We start from the raw sequence: 17,898 nt of genomic DNA, 5'->3' as shown, positions 1-17,898 counted from the left end.
CAGATTTTTCAGATTAACACAGAGGGTTAAAAAAACTATGCAATGTAAGTTTATAGTCAAATAATTAATATGTTGGGGTACAGATTATGTTTTGACTTTATTCTACCGCTAGGGAAATGATTTGATGTGCTACTACCTGCTTCTTACTGATTAGAATTTAATAATTTTTATTTTTAAAAGCTGAATCATTTCTTCAGCGGCATTCCCCTTTAAAAGAAAATTTAACCATTCTTCTTTAGCCGCCGGCGTGTCATCGACTGGTCTATATAAGCCCATTGCACGTTCAATAAATATTTTTTTGTACTTACGTCTCAGGGCATCAATGTTTGTATTCGCGTCCATTACCAATTACTCGTCCTGATGCTGTGGTGGTGCGTTTCTTTTCGACATTAGGAAGTACGAAATCCCGTACTCTTTCTCCCAAGTGCCTTCCTCTTCAGCACCGCCTTGCGTAACAGGCCGCGCTACTTGTGCGACCACCGCATAGTCTGGGCTAATGCCGGTGAGAAAATCTTCCACGTCAAACTGTGGTTTTTCCTGCGTTTCGCTGCCTTCTTGTAGCCTAAGCACTTTGGTTCTTTCAAAGCCGTAATACTCGGGTACAAAGGCCAATAAGGGCGGCGGCAGCGGGTTGCGGTGGGTGGGGTCCATATAAAACGTGCAACTCCCTACCGTGTAGTTTTCGGGGTTAGGGGTTTCCATTATTAAAATGCCATCAGACACTAGCACCCGTTTTGCTTCGGCCACTAGGGTGCGCAACATGTCGAAGGGTATATGTTCCACCACATGAATCAGGCTAACGCTAATGCGGCTAGCGTTTGGTTGCTCCCGTAAATATTCCAGTGCATCGCCGTGTTTTACGGTTAAGCCCAGTGCTTGGCAGCCATTCAGCATGCCCATATCTTGGTCAACGCCGTCGCTGTCAATTCCGGCCTCTTTTAGCACTTCTAGCCATTCGCCACGCCCACACCCCAGGTCGAGCGCTTTAACGCCAGGGTGGCGTTTGGCAATTGGTCGCACGAACGGGAGGTAAACGCTTACGCGGCGTTTGATCTTTTCCCGCGAGCCACGAAACTTGTCTTCAAACGCCCGATAAAAACCATCGGCAACATACTGAGCGTTATCAGGCGCTGTGCTGTTAAGCAGCGAGGCAGGTAACGCCGTATTGAGTGTTTTTGCTTCTTGAGCGGCTTTTGCTCTAGCCACGGTGCCGGTATCTGTGTCTTGCATCTGGGCAAGCTGGGTGCTGGCGGTAAAGTGTTTACTAATACCTGCTGTGTCCTCACGCAATATAGCAATGCGGCCAAAAGCGTTATGCACACCTGCGGCTAACAAACGAGCCACCTTATTTGGAGTTATTCCCCATTGGATGGCTAAACGTGCCCAATGGCGCGTGGCATCGGGGTCGTTCATTTGCTGGTGGGCACTGCATACCAATAGCGCAATGGCGGCGCGGTCATTATCACTTACCAGTGACTCTTCGCTAATGGCGGCCATTCTTTGCCATTCACCAAACAGCCAATACGTGCGTATTTGGGTAAGCTTGGCGGATGCTGTGGGGGTATTCGCTACTACTTCGCTTGCACGTTGCTTGTTAGGGGAAAGCTTAAGTGACTTACGCTGCTTGCGTTTTTTACCCATGCTAGAACTCCTTGCCCTGAATGAGAATATCTTTAATCAGGTCAAGTTGTGCTTCTGCTTTGAGCATCTCTTGCTCGATTAGCTGTTGGCGATGGCTTTGCTCTTGGTGGAGCTGCTGGCGGCTCTGTTGAATTTGCTGTGTGGCTATTTCAAGCTCTTTTTCGAGTTGGGCTACGCGAGCTTCTGCAGCCGTTTTGGCCTGAAAATTTTGATGATTTTGGTGCAGGGCTTCTTCGCACTGTTTTTGTGCTTCTTCCAACTGATGCTTTAGCTCATCACGTTCTTTCGTTAACTGCTCGCCTTTATGCCACTCTTCATCTCGCTGCTGGGTGCGCTCGGCTAGCTGTTGATCACGCTCGGTGAGCTGCTTTTGGGTGGCTTCCAGGGCTTGAGATTGCTTCGTCGCTTCGCTCCTCGCAATGACACGGGCCTGTTCGGCTGCTTCTAGCTGTTGATCACGCTCGGTAAGCTGCTTTTGAGTGGCTTCCAGGGCTTGAGATTGCTTCGTCGCTTCGCTCCTCGCAATGACACGGGCCTGTTCGGCTTCTTCTAGCTGTTGGTCGCGCTTGGTGAGCTGCTTTTGGGTGGCTTCCAGGGCTTGAGATTGCTTCGTCGCTTCGCTCCTCGCAATGACACGGGCCTGTTCGGCTTCTGCTAGCCGTTGATCACGCTCGGTAAGCTGCTGCTGGGTGGCTTCCAGGGCTTGAGATTGCTTCGCCGCTTCGCTCCTCGCAATGACACGGGCCTGTTCGGTTTCTTCTAGCTGTTGGTCGCGCTCGGTGAGCTGCTTTTGGGTGGCCTCCAGGGCTTGAGATTGCTTCGTCGCTTCGCTCCTCGCAATGACACGGGCCTGTTCGGCTTCTTCTAGCTGTTGCTCGGTGTGTGCTAGGGCTTGCTGGTAGTGCTGGGTTTGCTCAAGCAGCGGGTGTTGTTTAAGCACTTGGCTGTTTTCCGGCAGGCTTAGCCCGGCAGGGGCGTCTACCGGGCCATGCAGGCTGGGGGGCACGGGAATGGGCAGGGCGCGGCGGTGTGCGGGTAACACAATCACTGTGGCAAAGCGTTTGAGCTGGCCTGTTTCTTCCAGTGCGTTTAGCAGGGGCTCATTTTGTTGGCCTGCTTCTAGTAACAGAAGGTGTTGGCCTGCTGGCTCGGAATCGTTGGCGGGTAAGCAGTGTTCTACCAGCGTATGTACCGGCGTGATGGTCTGTTCGGTGCTATCCAGGCAGCGCAAACCTGGGTAGAGGCGCTGGGTGGCTTCGTCGATGGGAGTTAAGCCATTCGCCCATGGCGCGCTGTAACGGTAAAACGTGCCGGTTTGCTCTTGTGTGCCTACCAATGATTGCTGGCAACGCAACGTGGGGTGCGTTGCCAGTACCGTTTCCAGGTGGTTGATAACATCTTGGTCGGCATCAATCAGCCAGCCGTGTTTAGCCAGTTGGCCGTAAGCGGTGAGGTTAGGCGTTGCGCCACAGCCGATGTGAATCAGCGTGTGGTAGGGCGCTGCGTGTGATTGGTCGGGCATTGTGGGTCTCGTTTGTTACGGCCGGTGGTGTGTCGATTGCTTCGTCGCGGGCTCCTCGCAATGACACAAGGGCGGTTGCTGGCTCATCCGTGTTGTTGAAGGATGCGCTGGGTGCTGTTGGCTAGCTGTTGCCACTGTTCCCAAGGGCGTGAAAGCGCAGGCTGGTGTTGTGCTACGCGTTCTAGCAGCTGGGGTAGCTGCGCGACGAGGCTGGCAAGCCGGGTTTGATCGTGTTTGCTTAGCTGTTGCCACACGCCGGTGTCCATGGCTTCTGGCATGGCAAAGCGTAATTCCCATTTTGTACCTAGTTCGTCCTGGCTTTCTGCAAACCAGCTGCTTAGCCATTCTTTTGGCTGCTCGGGTATTTCTATTTTGAAGTGGTTGCCTAAATGGTCTGTTTGCGGGTCGTTGCTGGCTAGGCGCACGCTCCAGCGGTCATGTACCTCGTTGCCAAAGGTCATGCCTTCAAGGTTTAGCCACAGGTGTTCGTAATCGGGGTTAATTTGTTCGTTGCGTAGCTCAATGTTATTAACCCGCAGTACGGGAGGGAGTTGGGTAAACGCTTGTTGCCAACCGCCAAGGTAATGCGAAAGTTCTGCGTGTTCTTCGCTTGGAAGCGCGTGTTGTGCGCCCAGTTGCAGCAAGCGAGGGAGCTGAGTTACCAATTGCCAGTCGCGGGAAGTGAGCTGTTGCAGCTGTTGCCAATTGGCTTGGGTTAGCGGGGCTTCTAGGGCTAGCACATCGCTTGTTAAGGGGGTGTCTAGATACTCTGCAGGCAGGTAGATATTGACACCTTGGGCATGCTGCTGAGTAGCTACCCGCAGTGATTCAAGTTGGCGCCCGCCGATAATGGCGTTAACCGCCTGCCAGTGGCGTTTACCGCCTTCTTCGCGCACTTTCATTTGGCTTATATCTAACAGGCTTGAGTTGCGCTGTAAAAGCTGCTGCCAGCGGTTTTCCAGGGTTTGATGTGATTCGTTGAGCGTCTGGTATTCAAGGAAGTAATGTTCCAGCTCTTCTTGCACCTGGTGTAGCTGAAGCAGTAGCAATTCACTTTCCTGCTTCACGTTTTCTAGTTCTTCCTGCTGCTGGCGTTGCGTGGTTTTGTTCTGCTTATCGGCATCGCGCTGCTGTTCGGCTTGTTTGCGCTGCTGCTCAGCTTGCTTTAGCTGCTGTGACAGGTTTTGCCCACGCTGGGTGAGTGCCTGTATTTCTTTTTTCGCCGCATCCAGCTGTTGGCTTTGTGCTGCGCTGTTCTGTTGATGCTGCTGTTCGGTTTGCTTAAGCCGCTCTTGCGCTTGCGCCAGCTGTTGTTGGGAATGCGTGTGCTGGCCTTGAAGCGTTTGATGCTGGCCTTCAAGCTGCTGGTGCTTTAAGAAGGTGCTTTCCAGCTCTTCCTGAACCTGATGCAGCTGGAGCAACAGCAGCTCGCTTTCTTGCTTAAGGTCGTCAAGTTCTTGTTGCTGTTTGCTCTGCTCAGTTTGGTGCTGCTGTTCAGCGGCGCTTAATGCCTGCTGGGCTTGTTGAAGCTGCTGGCTTAGCTGATCCGTCTTTTTGGTAAACGCTTCAATCTCGTCTTGTTGGCTATTGCGCTGCTGCGCCAGTGTTTCTATTTGCTGTGTCAGTGTTTCTATTTGCTGCGCATCGCTTGCCAGCTGGCGTTGGTCGTTTTGTTGCTGGTTATTCAGTTGCTGGTAGTGCAGAACAATGGCCTCTAAGCTGGCGGCTTGGGCAGGTTCTGGTGGGTTATTCACCAGCGGGTGTTGTGCGGCTTGCAATTCGGCATGCAGTGTTTGAAAGCCTTTATCCTGCTGGGTGAGCAGGTGCTGTTCGATTAGCTGTTGGGCCAAATAGAGCGCTAGCGCATCGGGTTGGCTGGGTGCTGTGGTGGGTTCGGAAATGCCGTGTGCATCCAAGGGCAGCTGCCAGCGGTGTGCCAACAGCTTTACCAGTGCTTGTGGGTGTTGTTGGGCCTGTTCAGCATCTACCACCAGGCAGCGTTCTGGATTAGCGAGGTAGAAATCCAGCAGCCGTTGGTGGTGGTGCTGCCAATGGGTTAACAAGGCGGGGATATCAAGCTCGCTCTCTTCCTTGGCTTCTTGCAGGCGTTGGGCTAGCGCAACTTCTGGGCGTGTTGCTACCAGTAAAAAGTGGGTGTTGGGTTCCTGCTCTGCCCAGAACGCCATCGCCCAGATACTGTCGGCATCGTGCCAGCCCCAGCATGGCTTATCCAAGTTGGCCAGTAGCAGGTCGTTGGCAACATTTTCCCAGAGTTTGCCCAACGGGCGGTTTTCAGCAAAGGCGGTTTTGGCACGTTGATGCCAGGTGTGCATGCTGATGCTGGTTTCCCGTTGGAGAGAAGCAGCAGGCGCTAAGCCCGCTTGGTAAAGCGGGGCGCTTATGGCGTTTAGTTCAGGTTGAAAAGCACCTGTGATGCAGAGTGTTTGGGTCATGATGGGTATCAGCTGTTGTCAGGAAAACCAAAAAAATGGATAGGTTACTGAGGGCTTCGCCCATAGCCATCTTCAAAGCGTACGATGTCGTCTTCACCTAAGTAGCTGCCGGATTGCACTTCGATGAGGTGAAGCGGCACTTTGCCGGGGTTTTCTAAGCGGTGGGTTTCGCCCATAGGAATGTAGGTGGATTCGTTTTCACGTAGCAACGTGGCGTTCTCACCAATGGTGACTTTGGCGGTGCCGCTGACCACAATCCAGTGTTCGGCGCGGTGGTAGTGCATTTGTAGCGATAGTTTTTCGCCCGGCTGCACGGTAATGCGTTTGACCTGGTAGCGTTCACCTAAGTCGATACCCTGGTAGCAGCCCCAGGGGCGGTGCACTGTCGTGTGCAGGCTGTGTTCGTCGCGGCCTTGCGCTTTTAGTTGCTCCACCAGCTGTTTTACATCTTGGGCGTTGTTACGGTCTGCGACGAGTACGGCGTCATCAGTCGCGACCACAATCACGTTTTCTAACCCTGCGACGGCCACCAGCTTGTGGTCGGCATGTACATAGCTGTTGCGGGTGTCGTGAAGCATTACATCGCCCTGGGTGGCGTTGCCGTTTTCATCTTTGGGCTGAATCTCCCACAGCGCGGACCAGGCACCTAAATCGCTCCAGCCCATTTCTACGGGTACCACTGCGGCGTGGGCCGTTTTTTCCATTACCGCATAGTCGATGGAGTCTGACGGGGAGGCGGAAAAGGCTTCTTTTTCTAACCGCAAGAAGTTGAGGTCTGTTTCATTGTTGGCAAGTGCTTGTTTGGCTGCCTGCACCATTTCAGGGTTGGAGCCTTCTAGCTCATTTAAGTAAGCCTTTGCGGTAAATAGGAAAATGCCGCTATTCCACAGATAGTGGCCATCTTCCACATAGGCTTGTGCGGTGGCGTGGTCTGGCTTTTCAACAAATTGCGCCACGCTATGCACCCCTTCATGGCGCTGCCACTGCCCAGCGTATTTGATGTAGCCGTAGCCGGTTTCCGGTGCGCTGGGGGTAATGCCAAAGGTGACTAAAGCGCCTTCATTGGCGGCTTGGGCGGCGCGGTTTACGGCGTTGCTGAAAGCGGTTTCATCTTGAATCACGTGGTCTGAAGGCATTACCAACATGAGGGTGTTTGGGTTTTCTTCTGCAAGGCGCAACGCCGCGACCGCTACGGCAGGTGCGGTGTTGCGGCCTATCGGCTCAAGGATGATGTCTTTGGCGGTGCAATCAATATTGCGTAGCTGTTCGGCCACAATGAATCGGTGTTCTTCGTTGCATACCAGCAACGGCGCCGAGAACGCTTCGCCCCTTACCCGTTTCACAGTGGCTTGCAGCATGCTGTCGTTACCTGCGAGTGACAGAAACTGCTTGGGGTAACCAGCCCGTGACATGGGCCATAAACGGCTACCTGAACCGCCAGAAAGAATCACAGGAGTAATGGAAGAGTGTGGGTATGTCATAACAGTGGTCTCGTGAATAAAAAACAGTTAGTGCGATTAAAGTGTTTCGAGCACGGCGCGATAGTATTCACCCACGGGGGTGGGGGTATACGCGTTTTGGATGAGTTGCTGGCCTTGTGTGGCCAGTGCACGGGCTAGGTTTGGCTGGTTAAGCAGGCGGCGCATCCACCAGGCGGCGTGTTCTACGTTAGGTTCTGCCCATTGTTGGCCTTCGCCAAAGGGGTAGTCGTCCTTGGTCAGTGTTTGCAGTTGGTGGTCTACCAGCGCGGCAGTGGCGGGCATGGTGAAGTCTAAGTTGCCGGAGTAGCCGGTGGTAATAACAGGCTTGCCCAGCAGCATGGCGTCGGCAATGCCTCGCCCAAAGCCCTCGCTGCGGTGTAGGGAAACAAAGCAGTCACAGGCACGGTAGAGGTCTAGCACCTCTCCACGCGAGAGGGTTTCATTAATGATATGAATGCGTGGGTCCCTTTCAGCCTGCGCTTTCAAGGCTTGCCAGAGCGGGTTGTCTTCTGCGCGCATGGCTTTGACCACGAGACCAACAGGTTCATCACCCTGGGGAAAGGCGCGTTGAAATGCCTTTATGCAGGCTTGTGGGTTTTTACGTTTAACGCTGGAAAGGAAGTCGAACGAGAACACAAATAAGTGGTCGCTTTCGGGTAGCCCAAAGTCTTGGCGTGTTTTATGGGTACTTTCCTCGACGCTGACTGCCATCGGCATGTGGCGCACCGGTTTGGTCGAAGAGCCAATGTAAGCATTGTAGGCAAAGCGGCTAGAGGCCCAAATTTCATCAATGTATTCGTAGGCGATATGCCAGGTGTCGGGCCACTCGGGTAATTCCCATGGCCAATAGCCAATGCAGTAGTAGCCCTTAAAGAGTTTTTGGCCTTCCACCGCGGCAAGCCGTGCCGTTTCGATGCCGGTTGTGCAAAACAGGTTAATGGCGTAGGGCAGTTGGTCAGAAACGTGTTGGTCGGCTTGGCTGGCGGCTAAATCGACTTCTTTGCCTGGCGTGACATTGTAAATGGTGAAGGGGATTCCCGCGGCTTCACACGCTAGGGCGGCCATGCGTACATCTTCACCGATACCAAATTGCCCATTGGCGTAACCGATTAAGTTAATACCCAACGCCCGCTCGGGTGTATTGGCGGCATTGTTGGACTTCATTGTTGACTGTTTGCGTTCAGCCAGTGTGGCGATGGTCGCTAATAGGGGGTACTGCTTGCGCCCATGCTGGCGTGCCCAGTCTAAAAATTCGGGTGATTGAGGGCTGCTAAATTGCTGTTGTAAGGCTTGGTCTTGTTCCCATACCAACATGAGCACGTTGGGCAGGTGAAGATCGCTAAAGGCGGAGCTTAACAGCCATTTTAATTGTGCCTGGGAGATGTAATCTTCCAGGTTATGTTCGTTGATGCCAAACAGGAAGTACCAGCGAATGAAGTCATTTTGACCTCCAGTTTGTGCCAAATTAAATGCCGCTTGAAGATCAGGGCGGCTTTGCCAGATACCGCGCATAAAACGCGTCAGACATGGTGTTGTTTGGCTATGGGCTTGCTCATCCGGCTGTTCAAGTATAGGTAACGGTACGTTCTGTAATACTTCTGCCAGCCCCTGATATTCATTACGGCCGTGCAGTAATAGCCACAGGTGAAACGCTTCAGACGCGGTGTTCTTGAATAAGGACTGCAGGTCGGGCCGCGTTTGCCAAATGATGTACGTTAAGCGCTGAAGCTGTTGCTGAGCGCTGTTGGGCTGCTTGGTTGGCATACGTTTTCTTTGTTTGCTTTAAGGGGCTAGGGCGGAGTTGGTGGTAACGGGTCGCGAGCTAACGCTGCCTCCCACGCTAGGCTTTTTGGGCGTAGCCCCAGAGGTTGTAGTGGTCGTCAGCGGTCACGCGGGCTTCGCTGAACCCGGCGTTGAGTAGCGCTTGGCTTAGGCTGTTTTTATCGAAGCCGCTTTTGTGCGCCATGAAGTGGTTGCCCTTTTCGACCGATGCCTGGTGGCCGTAAAGCATGTCCAACGCACTGATGGGGCCTACCGGCGAGCGGTAGATTTCTTCGCTCAGCTTGCCTTGGGCCACCAGCTGCGCCACTTGCTGTAGATCAGGCAGGGTGATCAGTAAAAAGCCGCCGGGGCGGGTCACCCGGTACATCTCTTTTAGCGCGATGACCGTTTCATGCAGGTAAAGGTGTTCGATGTTATGCGAGGAGAACACCGCATCCATGCTGTTGGTATCAACCGCGGAGAGATCCGTCAGGTTGGCGATAATGTCGGGGTTTACCGCTGGGTTGATATCCAGGCGAATCTGCTGCCAGCCGTCGGCTTGAAAACATTCCGGCAGGCGTTCAGGGCCAGCGCTGCCGCATCCCACATTCAAAAAGTGTTTTTGGGCTTGGGTCTGCAGCGTGGGTTGTAAAACGCTGAGGTCGGCGGCGGTCATGGTCATAGTGCTTCCTGTGCGGAGTTATTCCTGGCGTGTTGCTGGGATTCGTAGGGTCGTAAAAAAGCGTTTAGGCACGCTACCGCCAGGCAAGACGATTGAGGCGTCTCGCTTAGCGCTCATGGCGCGGTATGTGCCGCTGGCTTTTCCTTTTGCCGTTGGGGGTGATGCTTGGCTTGTTTAAGCCCTATCGTTTAAGCGTTATCGTTGAAGCCCTACAGCTTCAGCGCGTTGGTTCTGGCTGTGCGGCTACGCGGGGGCAGTGCCAGCCCGGTAAAGGGCGCTGTGTGCACATCCAACGCTAAATTGGGGTTGTAGGCCGGGTCGTTATACAGCGCATTTCCCCAGCGTTCGCGCAGCATGGTCATTTCGCGTTGGGCGCGCGCGGCTTTTTCCGGCGCTTCGTCCTTGCCCCGCGTGGCGGATTCGGCATGAATCAGCCGGGCGTTGGGGGTCCATACCACGCTTAGCCCGCGGCGGCGCAGCTTCAGGCATAAATCGACATCGTTGAAGCCGACCGGGTAGTCCCGCGGGTTGAGCCCACCCACTGCCAGGTAGTCGGCTTTGCGCAGCAGCAGGCAGGCGGCGGTCACCATGCTGAACCGTTGTGTCAGGTGGTTCATGTAAAGGTAGCCGTGGTCATCGTTGTGCCAGTGGTTGCCTACGTGCCCGGCCAGCCCGCTATATTGCCCGCCAATCACGCCGCCGTGCTGCACCATGCCATTGGGCCACAGCAGTTTGGCGCCTACCGCGCCGGTGCCGGTACGCTGAAGCAGGGCGGTCATGTCGCTTAGCCACGCTGGGTGCAGGGCTTCAATATCGTTATTCACCAAGGCGATCAGCTCGGTGCTGGCGTGTTCAACGGCTGCGTTGTTTATCGCGGCATAGTTAAACGGATGGGGGTAATCCAGCACCTCTGTATGCAACTGTCCCTGGCCCAGTGGCTGGGCGGGTTGCTGGCGCAGCGTGGCGAAGTACTCCAGCGTTTCGGGCTGGGTAGAGCCGTTATTGACCACCAGCAGGGTGACGTCGCCGGGGTAATCGGTGTGCTCTGCGATGGTGTCTACACAGCGCTTTAGCAGGCTCAAGGCATCGCGGGTGGGCACCACTAGGGTAATGCTAGGGGCTTGAGTTAACTGCCTGCGGTAGTGATACACCGGCAGTGTGGCATGCAGGCTGAGTGTGGCGTGTGCATCCTGGCGGGCCAACCGTGCTTGCAGGCGCTCAAGCTGGGTCTGGCTGGTAGTGGGCCAGGGTTGGCTGCGGTGCCTGCCAATCAGCGGTAGGTGTAGCACGCTGGTTTCATCACTGAAGGCGTTAATGGCTTCAAGTGCGGCGTAGCTGAACTCTTCCGGGTGCTGGGCGGCGGTGTGCTGCTCGCTATTGAGCAACGCTTGGCTGCGCACCAGGCACAGGCCGCCGCCGACGATATCCTGCGCCCATTGGCGCTCTGGGTCCCAGGCGGGCAGCAAGGCGGGCAGCGCGGGCTGGCCTTCTTCAGCCGGGGGGATATCAAAATCGCTGTAGACCAGTTGTGCCGTGGGCGTGGTGGCCAGGGCCTGCCACGCTTGCTGAAGCGCTTGGGGTGAGAGCGTGTCGACCTCGTGCAGTTGCAGCACTGCATCGGTTTGCTGGGCGAGCTGCTGCAGTAGCGCTTGATAGGCACTGGGGCTCTCTTGCGTGGCGGTGTCGGCGCTCCGGTGCTGAAGCGTTAGGCCGCTGACCTTGGCGGGCTGCTTGGGGGCGGCGCCCAGCCATACGATACCGATACACCCTTTGCTGGTACGGGTGGTATTGGAGATTGGCGTGGCGTGCAGCCAATCGGGGTAGCTGGCAAGGCCCGCCGCCCGGGGTAGCCACCGTTCGTAACGGTCCAGCTGGCGGGCCAGTAACGCTTTTGTGGCAGCGGGCAGCTGAGGGGCCAGCGTGCTAATCCAGTCGTTTAGGCCGTTGGGCCACTCTTGAAGAGTGAGTGGGCTGCCGCTCAACTCACGGCCCAGGTGGTCAGTCACCGTGAGCGTGTGGGGCTCGCCATCGGCCAATGAGAAGGGCAGTGTGACGTTAAATGCGCCTTTTACCTGCTGTTGATCATACGTCAACCAGTGCTTGGGCGTGGCGTCGGCAAGCAGCTTGCCGCGTTCACGCACCTGCAGGGTGAGCGGTTGCTGCGGGGCAGTCGGTTCGACCATCCAGCCGCTTACGATCAGCCCAGGCTGCCACTGCACGCGGGAGCTTTCTGGGGTATGCAGTGTCGCGCTAGCGGGTGTCAGCGTTACTTGGTCAAGCACGTGTTCGGGGGTATTGGCCAGGCACAGAGTGAGGGCGGTGGCCTGGTGCCACTGGGCATCGCCAAGAGCGATACTAAACCCATGCAAGCCGCTGCCGGGTGCCTGGGGATGAAAGGCGTTGGCGTGGGCCAGGGCTAACAGCTGGCTGCCATCGTAAAGGGCGACCGCCCATTGGCGTTCGGGCTCGATGTGGCTGTGTACCCAGCCTTGGACCATGTTGCCTGCGTAAGCGGTAAGGGTGCCGCGCATCCCTGTGGGATTGTTGACCATGTTCATGCCAGGACTCCTTGCGCGTTTGGGTGTTCGCTTGGCGCTGGGTAATCGCGCAGTTCAGTCACCGGTAAGGCGTCATCAGTGCTGCTAACGCCTGGGGCGCTCCAGATCGGTAGCGGGCGCATGCCGTGCAGCCAATGGGCGTCGGCCAGGGTGGTCGCGGTGGTATCCAGCAGCAGTAGGCCGCTTAACGGCAAGTGGTGTATCAGTAGCTCAATGCGTTCGCGGCGCTGTAGCCGCGGCAGCATAAAGGGATAGAGCTGGCCGCTACTGGCAAGCGGGTGGTTAGCGCGCTTGGGGCTGCCATGCAGTAGGTATAGTGACGACTGCTGGCGAGCTAGCTGGCTTACCCAGGCAATGAACGCTGGCTGTTCCAAGCTTTTGGGTTCTCCCAGCACTATCAGCAAACCACCGCTGCTTGCATCCAGCGCCGTATCGGCATCATCCGCGACGAATTGGATGATGGGGGCTGGTTCGGATGATGCTGATTCTGAAACCGCCGGTTCAAAAGCGCCGGTGCCGGTGCCGGTGGCTAGGGCGTTGGGCATCGCGGGGAGCAGGGCGCTCAACGTGTGTCTCATCGCTTCAGTGGCGGCCGTAATCGTTGTGATACCCAGGGCGTTTAAATCCTGTTGGCAGCGCTGTTGTTCCGCGGGTAGCCAATAGCGGAGCTGCCACGGATGGGGGCATTCGCCACGAAGGGTTAAGGTTTGCCCCACCAGCGCCATGGCGCAGCCATGTTGTTGCGCGGCACGCAAGGCGTGGGCTTGGCTTGGCCACACGCTGATGGTGGCAGAGCCGGTTGTGGATGGCTGGGCTGAACCATGAGTACTAGGCCGCAAACTGGCCAGCGGCTGGTGGTAAAGCCAGTGCCGAACGGCGCGTTCGCGGCCTTCGCGCATGGGGTCTTGCTGCTGGCAGGCATCGAAGGCTTGGCTGCTATGCGGGTAGCGCTGCTCGATGATGACCAGGTTCTGCTTCACGCGAAGGCGCTTTTCACTGCCGAAAGAAATACCGCCTTGGTGAGCGACCACCACGTTCAGCGCGCCGCGGTGTTGCCAATCATTGGCTTCCGCTCGGTAGCACCAGTCTGACTCTTCACCATAACCGCGGGTTAGCGCGGGGTCTAAACCGCCTAGCGCGGCTAGCGCATCGTGGCGCAGGTAAAGGCAAAACCCGCAGCCGGTATTGATAGCCACGCAGGCGTCATCGCTATGTTGATTTGATGTGGCGGCGGCGTTATCCAGAGCGGCCAACTGGTTTAATGTTAACGCATCGGCTGGGCTGCAGGGGCCTATCAGGCTCATTAACTCGCCATTGTTGGTGAGTGGCGTGACCGAGGCGACGTTAGCATGTTGGTAAGCGCTTGCTTGCAGCCGGTCTACCCAATCGCCGTGCACCAGCGTGTCAGCATTTAACAGGATCACGTCGTGGCCAGCGCTGTGGGCTAACCCCCGGTTCACCGTGTTGATAAAGCCTTGGTTGGTCGGCTGATGCAGCAGGGTGGCGTGGTGTGTGTTGGCGAAGCTATCAAGCGCTTCTACCAGTGCCTTGTTGGGGCTGGCATCGTTAACGATCAATAGTTCAAACGGCGTTTGGTGGTGGGCGCAGCTGGCCACGACGCTGTGCAGGCACGCTAAGGTTTCTTCGTAGCCTTCATAAACAGGCACTAACACGGTGACAGGCGCCGCAGTGGGCACTTGCTTACCTGGTGTTAAGGGCGTGGGCTTGTTGGACGAAGTGCCTAAACGAGGCGGTACACTGCCGGTTGGGCGTGCAGGGCTGCCGATGAGCGTGGCCTGGGCACCTGCCAGCGTAACGCTGGCATGAACGGGGGCGCCACCTGTGTTTTCAAGCGATAGACTGAACCACCACGCGTACATCGTGCTGCCCGTAGCGCTTTTCAGTGGCTGGTAGCGTTTTAGGCTTACTGTATGCTGACTGTTGCCTACTGCCAGTAGAAGTTCTGGCGCCTGCTGGGTGGCTTCTGTTAAACACCATCCACATAGCTTGCCTTCTTGCCACCATACACTGCCGCACAGCGACCCCCAGACGTTGGCGATGGCAGGGGCTAGCGGGGCAAGTGATTTCGGGTCTCGAATGCCGGTTACATGGTGGTGTAGCAGTTTTTCCAGGTTGGCGGCAGAGGCTGGATTGGCTTGGCGTTGACTGATCAGCCGAAGCAGCGGTGCCTTTTCATGGGGGGCAAGGTAGTAGGCTTCTTCGCTGGCGGCCAACTTTCCGGCCTTCGTAGGCAAAGCTTGGGCTAGCAGTGAAAAGGTATTGGGGTCTTGGCTGGTGGTGGCTAAGCTTGCCAGCGCCGCGCTTGCAAGCCAAGTATCCTGGGTGCGCAAGCCCGCGATGCCTAGCCACAGCCGCGCCTCCTGGTGGAGTTGGGTGTGCCCTAGCGCGCCAAACAACGCCGTTTTAGCCGTTGGCACATCGTTTTGCTGAAGGCATGCTTCAATGTGCTGGTGAAAATGACTAAACATGATAGTAGGCACTATTAATAGGCACGGGAGTATTCAACTGTTTGGCTGGGGGCTTGTCGCTACCGGCTTGCCTTCCCATTCACACTTGACGAAGCGATGCGTATGGGAGGAAAAGCAGAATGCGTTGCGTCATAAAAAAACAGAAACAGTGGGGGCGAACCCCCACTGTTAGACTTACTTGCCCACTAGCGTTGTGCGCTAAAGGCTTGCTCAGCGCTAATGGCTTAGAGCAGGAAGTCCCACTCAGTAGCGTTAACGCTTTGCTCTTGCAGCTCTTCAGATTGCATGAAGCTTGAAGCAATGTCTTCCATGGATGCGCCTTGTTCAGCTTCGGCAATCCAGTAGTCGCGACCTGCTTCATCGATATCTGCTGCGGGACGTCCAAGGACATCTGTGTAGAGCATATCAATCACTGCTGCTTGGCCTTCGCTGGTGCTTAGGTCAAGTGCTTCAAGCTTGTTGCCCGCTTCGTCAGAGTTCAGCATGCTGAGCGCGATTTTGCCCAGTGAAGTGCCTTCTTCAGCACGGTCAGCCCAGTACTGCAGGCCTTCCAGGTCAGCTTGGCCTTCGCCATTCTGACTGCGTGCGTCGTTGTCGCTAAACAGCTGCTTGTAGAGCGTGGTCAGCGCTTGAACGTCACTGCTGATCTCAACCACTTGTTCGCCATCAGCGAAGGAGAGGTTTTCAGTACCAACGACTTCGTTCACATCACCGGTTTCGTTATTGGTAACGACGGTGATCGCGCCGTTTTTCTCGATGGTGTATTCGTCAGCGTTGCCTTCGAATACTGCTACGTCGTCGCCCGCGCCGCCGTAGATCGAGTCGTTGCCAGCACCGCCAGTGATGGAGTCATCGCCTGCGCCGCCAGTAATTGAATCATCACCACCGCTGGCGGTAATGGTGTCGTTGCCTGCACCGCCGTCTACCGTTGTGTTCTGGTCGCCGTTGATGGTGAATTCGTCACCACCGTTGGTACCAACGATAACGCGCTCAACGGTGTTGAAGTTGGCATAAACGCCTTCGTCACCATCGAATACGTAGACACGACCAGATTCGCGGCCAGTGTCGTCGAATTGAACCGGTGTTTCTGAGCTGCCGCGCTCGTTTTCACCAAGGTTCATAAAGAGAACGTCGGCGGTGCTGTTTTGGGCAGCGCTAGCGGTAGAAACTTCGCTTTCTACCGACACATTACCACCACCGTTAATATCGGCGAGGATAGAGGTGATCGCGGTTTCTAGTGCTGTATTAGTAGGTCGGGCTTCAGTGATCCCGTTTGCTACTTCATTGGATGTGGAGTCGTAATTAGCCATTTTTAGCTACCTTGAATGATAAAACAGTGAAGGTGGAACGCTACCGAAACCAGTTCGGTAGATTGTACAAGCTGCCAGGGGCGGCTCGAACAATGCGGTTAGGCATTCGGTGATATGCCTGTTATTAACGATGCCCATGTCAATTTCTCGATATGGCATTAGCAACTCAGAGCCGCTTTGCTAATTTGCGTTAACGCTGGCGTATGTAAGTGTTTTCAGGATCCAACCAACGCGATCGCGCCGATGAAGCCGGTGAGGCCGGTTGGTTGGGAGTAGTAGCTGGTTGGTTGGGAGCCACTGATAAGCGCACCGCGACCAAGTAACTACCATTGCTTCCCGCGACTGCTTTGGGGTCGCCTAGCTGCTGGCGTGAGCCATCCGAAAAAGCTGCTTCCCCGTTTAATTGGTAGTTACTCGCCTCAGGGCCGTTCAAGCACACGGCTAGCTGCGTAATCGGTGTGGCTTTTTGCCGTGTACCCAAAAATTCGTCGTTTTTAACCTGCTGTGTTGCTTGGCCTGCTTTACAGCCTGCCACCACGGTGACTTCATCTGGCTTTTGCGGCCATATCACTTGGAAACCTTCCAGGCGCGCCTTGCTTTCCGGGTCGCCCAACCATTCACCGGCGCTAACGCGGACATCACCTTGGCGCTCGACGTGGCCCAGCAACGCAAACTGCTCAGCGGCTGCCTCAGTGATGGGCGATGCCTTCGCTGGAGTGGCGCGCTCACTAGGCTGACTGTTCGTGCTTGGCTGGCTATTCGTGTTCAACTGCTGATTCAGTGGCTCAATGCGCCAATGCACATCAACGTTGTCAGTCAGCGCACGTGGGGAATATTTGCTTACCGCCAACACGGCATCGCCGCTCTTAACATTAAGCAGTAGGTAATCACCGGGAGAGGCGAGCGTTTGGTTGGAAATGTGCTCGGGGCTGACGAACTCGATTAACCCTCTCATCTGAATAGGTGCTTGACTGAAGGCAAGCGGGATGTTCGCCCGTGCCGCCGTAGACGATTCAGCGGGCTCACCTTTGACGTAGGTGCCCAGGTACCTGGCGGTGTACATGCCGGGGGGCAACACTTTCAAGGCAGTTTTGACGCTAATGGCATTATTGAGGTCAAGCTGACGAGACATAAAAGGTACCCAGTTGCAGTGCAGGTCTTACTTAATGTGGTAATAGCAAATGCCACAAGAGGACATCTGTTCGCTTGCGGATATTCTCATTAAATAAGTCAAGAATAAAGTTTTTAATACTTTGTGCTGTTCATCTTAATCGAAGTGGTGCCAATTTACTCATTATTGGCTTGTTTGGCTAGGCAAGAGGGAGCGTTCATCCAGTATTGCTACAAAAAAACACATAGCGGTAAGATATTGCTTACACATTTGTAAGCAATATCTTACAAAGTAAAGTTTTTAGCTTGAATCAAGGCCTAGGAGAGATGTCTCCTAGCGATACTTCTATTCGGTGAGTGCGGTTTAGCAGTTCGATAAGCACCATGGCCCGCTCCTCGCCTTTTTTTTGATTGAATAGCGCTTGGCTGAAGACGGCTTCTCTGCCTGCAAAGGGGCCGGTGTCAACACTCACCGTTTCGCCGGGCAGTATCAAAGGATGATGATTCCCAGGGGAGTCAGTGTGCTGAGTGTGGTGCTGTAGGGCGGTGATTAGCTCGTCGGGCACCTTGGCAGGCGCAAGGCCAAAGCTGACCAGTTTAGCCACCCCCCGTGTAGAGCGAATGGGGCGCCAGTCACTATTGGCTTGGTCAAGGCGTATAAACAGGTAATAGGGAAAGAGAGGTTCTGTTATCCACTGTAAACGGCCTTGGCGCTTTTTGCGCAAACGAAGCGTGGGGTGAAATATCTCGAACCCTTGGTTTGCCAAGTTATCAGCGGCACGAAAAGACTCGCCTCCCTTGCACTGAACGGCATACCATCTGGCACTTGTTTGCTTCTGCTCCATTACGCTTAGTCCACCACTTAAAGGATCGTTGTTGATGTGTTCAGCA

General features: G+C 55.3%; 12 protein-coding genes. All 12 read right to left on the bottom strand.

Going from position 1 to position 17,898, the window contains the following annotated elements; genetic code table 11:
* Window positions 1–150 precede the first annotated feature (150 nt).
* Entirely contained in the window at window positions 151–342 is a 192-nt protein-coding gene (locus V8L70_RS12610; RefSeq protein WP_336269498.1) for a hypothetical protein, read from the bottom strand.
* A gap of 6 nt (window positions 343–348) precedes the next feature.
* The gene (locus tag V8L70_RS12605; RefSeq protein ID WP_336269497.1) at window positions 349–1,641 is read right to left on the bottom strand and encodes a class I SAM-dependent methyltransferase; all 1,293 of its coding nucleotides are present in this window, start codon (window positions 1,639–1,641) and stop codon (window positions 349–351) included.
* A gap of 1 nt (window position 1,642) precedes the next feature.
* Window positions 1,643–3,163: a coiled-coil domain-containing protein gene (locus tag V8L70_RS12600; protein WP_336269496.1), complete on the bottom strand. Its 1,521-nt coding sequence runs from the start codon at window positions 3,161–3,163 to the stop codon at window positions 1,643–1,645.
* A gap of 83 nt (window positions 3,164–3,246) precedes the next feature.
* A complete protein-coding gene (locus V8L70_RS12595; protein ID WP_336269495.1) occupies window positions 3,247–5,616 on the bottom strand; it encodes a coiled-coil domain-containing protein in 2,370 nt (789 codons plus the stop codon).
* A 44-nt stretch (window positions 5,617–5,660) separates the two neighbouring features.
* A complete protein-coding gene (locus tag V8L70_RS12590) occupies window positions 5,661–7,097 on the bottom strand; it encodes a mannose-1-phosphate guanylyltransferase/mannose-6-phosphate isomerase (protein ID WP_336269494.1) in 1,437 nt (478 codons plus the stop codon).
* A gap of 36 nt (window positions 7,098–7,133) precedes the next feature.
* A complete protein-coding gene (locus V8L70_RS12585) occupies window positions 7,134–8,861 on the bottom strand; it encodes a glycosyltransferase family 4 protein (RefSeq protein ID WP_336269492.1) in 1,728 nt (575 codons plus the stop codon).
* Window positions 8,862–8,937: 76 nt separating this feature from the next.
* Window positions 8,938–9,540, bottom strand: coding sequence for a class I SAM-dependent methyltransferase (locus V8L70_RS12580; RefSeq protein ID WP_336269491.1), 603 nt, complete (start codon window positions 9,538–9,540; stop codon window positions 8,938–8,940).
* Window positions 9,541–9,749: 209 nt separating this feature from the next.
* Window positions 9,750–12,098 carry a glycosyltransferase family 2 protein gene (locus tag V8L70_RS12575; RefSeq protein WP_336269490.1) on the bottom strand — a complete coding sequence of 783 codons (2,349 nt, stop codon included), beginning with the start codon at window positions 12,096–12,098 and terminating at the stop codon, window positions 9,750–9,752.
* Complete coding sequence (locus V8L70_RS12570; protein WP_336269489.1) at window positions 12,095–14,587, bottom strand: glycosyltransferase family 2 protein; 2,493 nt, start codon at window positions 14,585–14,587, stop codon at window positions 12,095–12,097. The genes V8L70_RS12575 and V8L70_RS12570 overlap by 4 nt, the downstream gene beginning before the upstream one ends.
* A gap of 224 nt (window positions 14,588–14,811) precedes the next feature.
* Window positions 14,812–15,897 (bottom strand): DUF4214 domain-containing protein, encoded by a 1,086-nt coding sequence (locus V8L70_RS12565; protein ID WP_336269488.1) that lies wholly within the window; start codon window positions 15,895–15,897, stop codon window positions 14,812–14,814.
* Window positions 15,898–16,087: 190 nt separating this feature from the next.
* The gene (locus V8L70_RS12560) at window positions 16,088–17,029 is read right to left on the bottom strand and encodes a hypothetical protein (protein ID WP_336269487.1); all 942 of its coding nucleotides are present in this window, start codon (window positions 17,027–17,029) and stop codon (window positions 16,088–16,090) included.
* Between the two features lie 289 nt (window positions 17,030–17,318).
* Window positions 17,319–17,852: a transcription/translation regulatory transformer protein RfaH gene (rfaH, locus tag V8L70_RS12555; RefSeq protein ID WP_336269486.1), complete on the bottom strand. Its 534-nt coding sequence runs from the start codon at window positions 17,850–17,852 to the stop codon at window positions 17,319–17,321.
* Window positions 17,853–17,898 lie beyond the last annotated feature (46 nt).

Source organism: Vreelandella arctica (assembly GCF_037070215.1).
Taxonomy (GTDB): Bacteria; Pseudomonadota; Gammaproteobacteria; order Pseudomonadales; family Halomonadaceae; genus Vreelandella; species Vreelandella arctica.
This window is presented reverse-complemented; position numbering and strand designations above follow the sequence as displayed.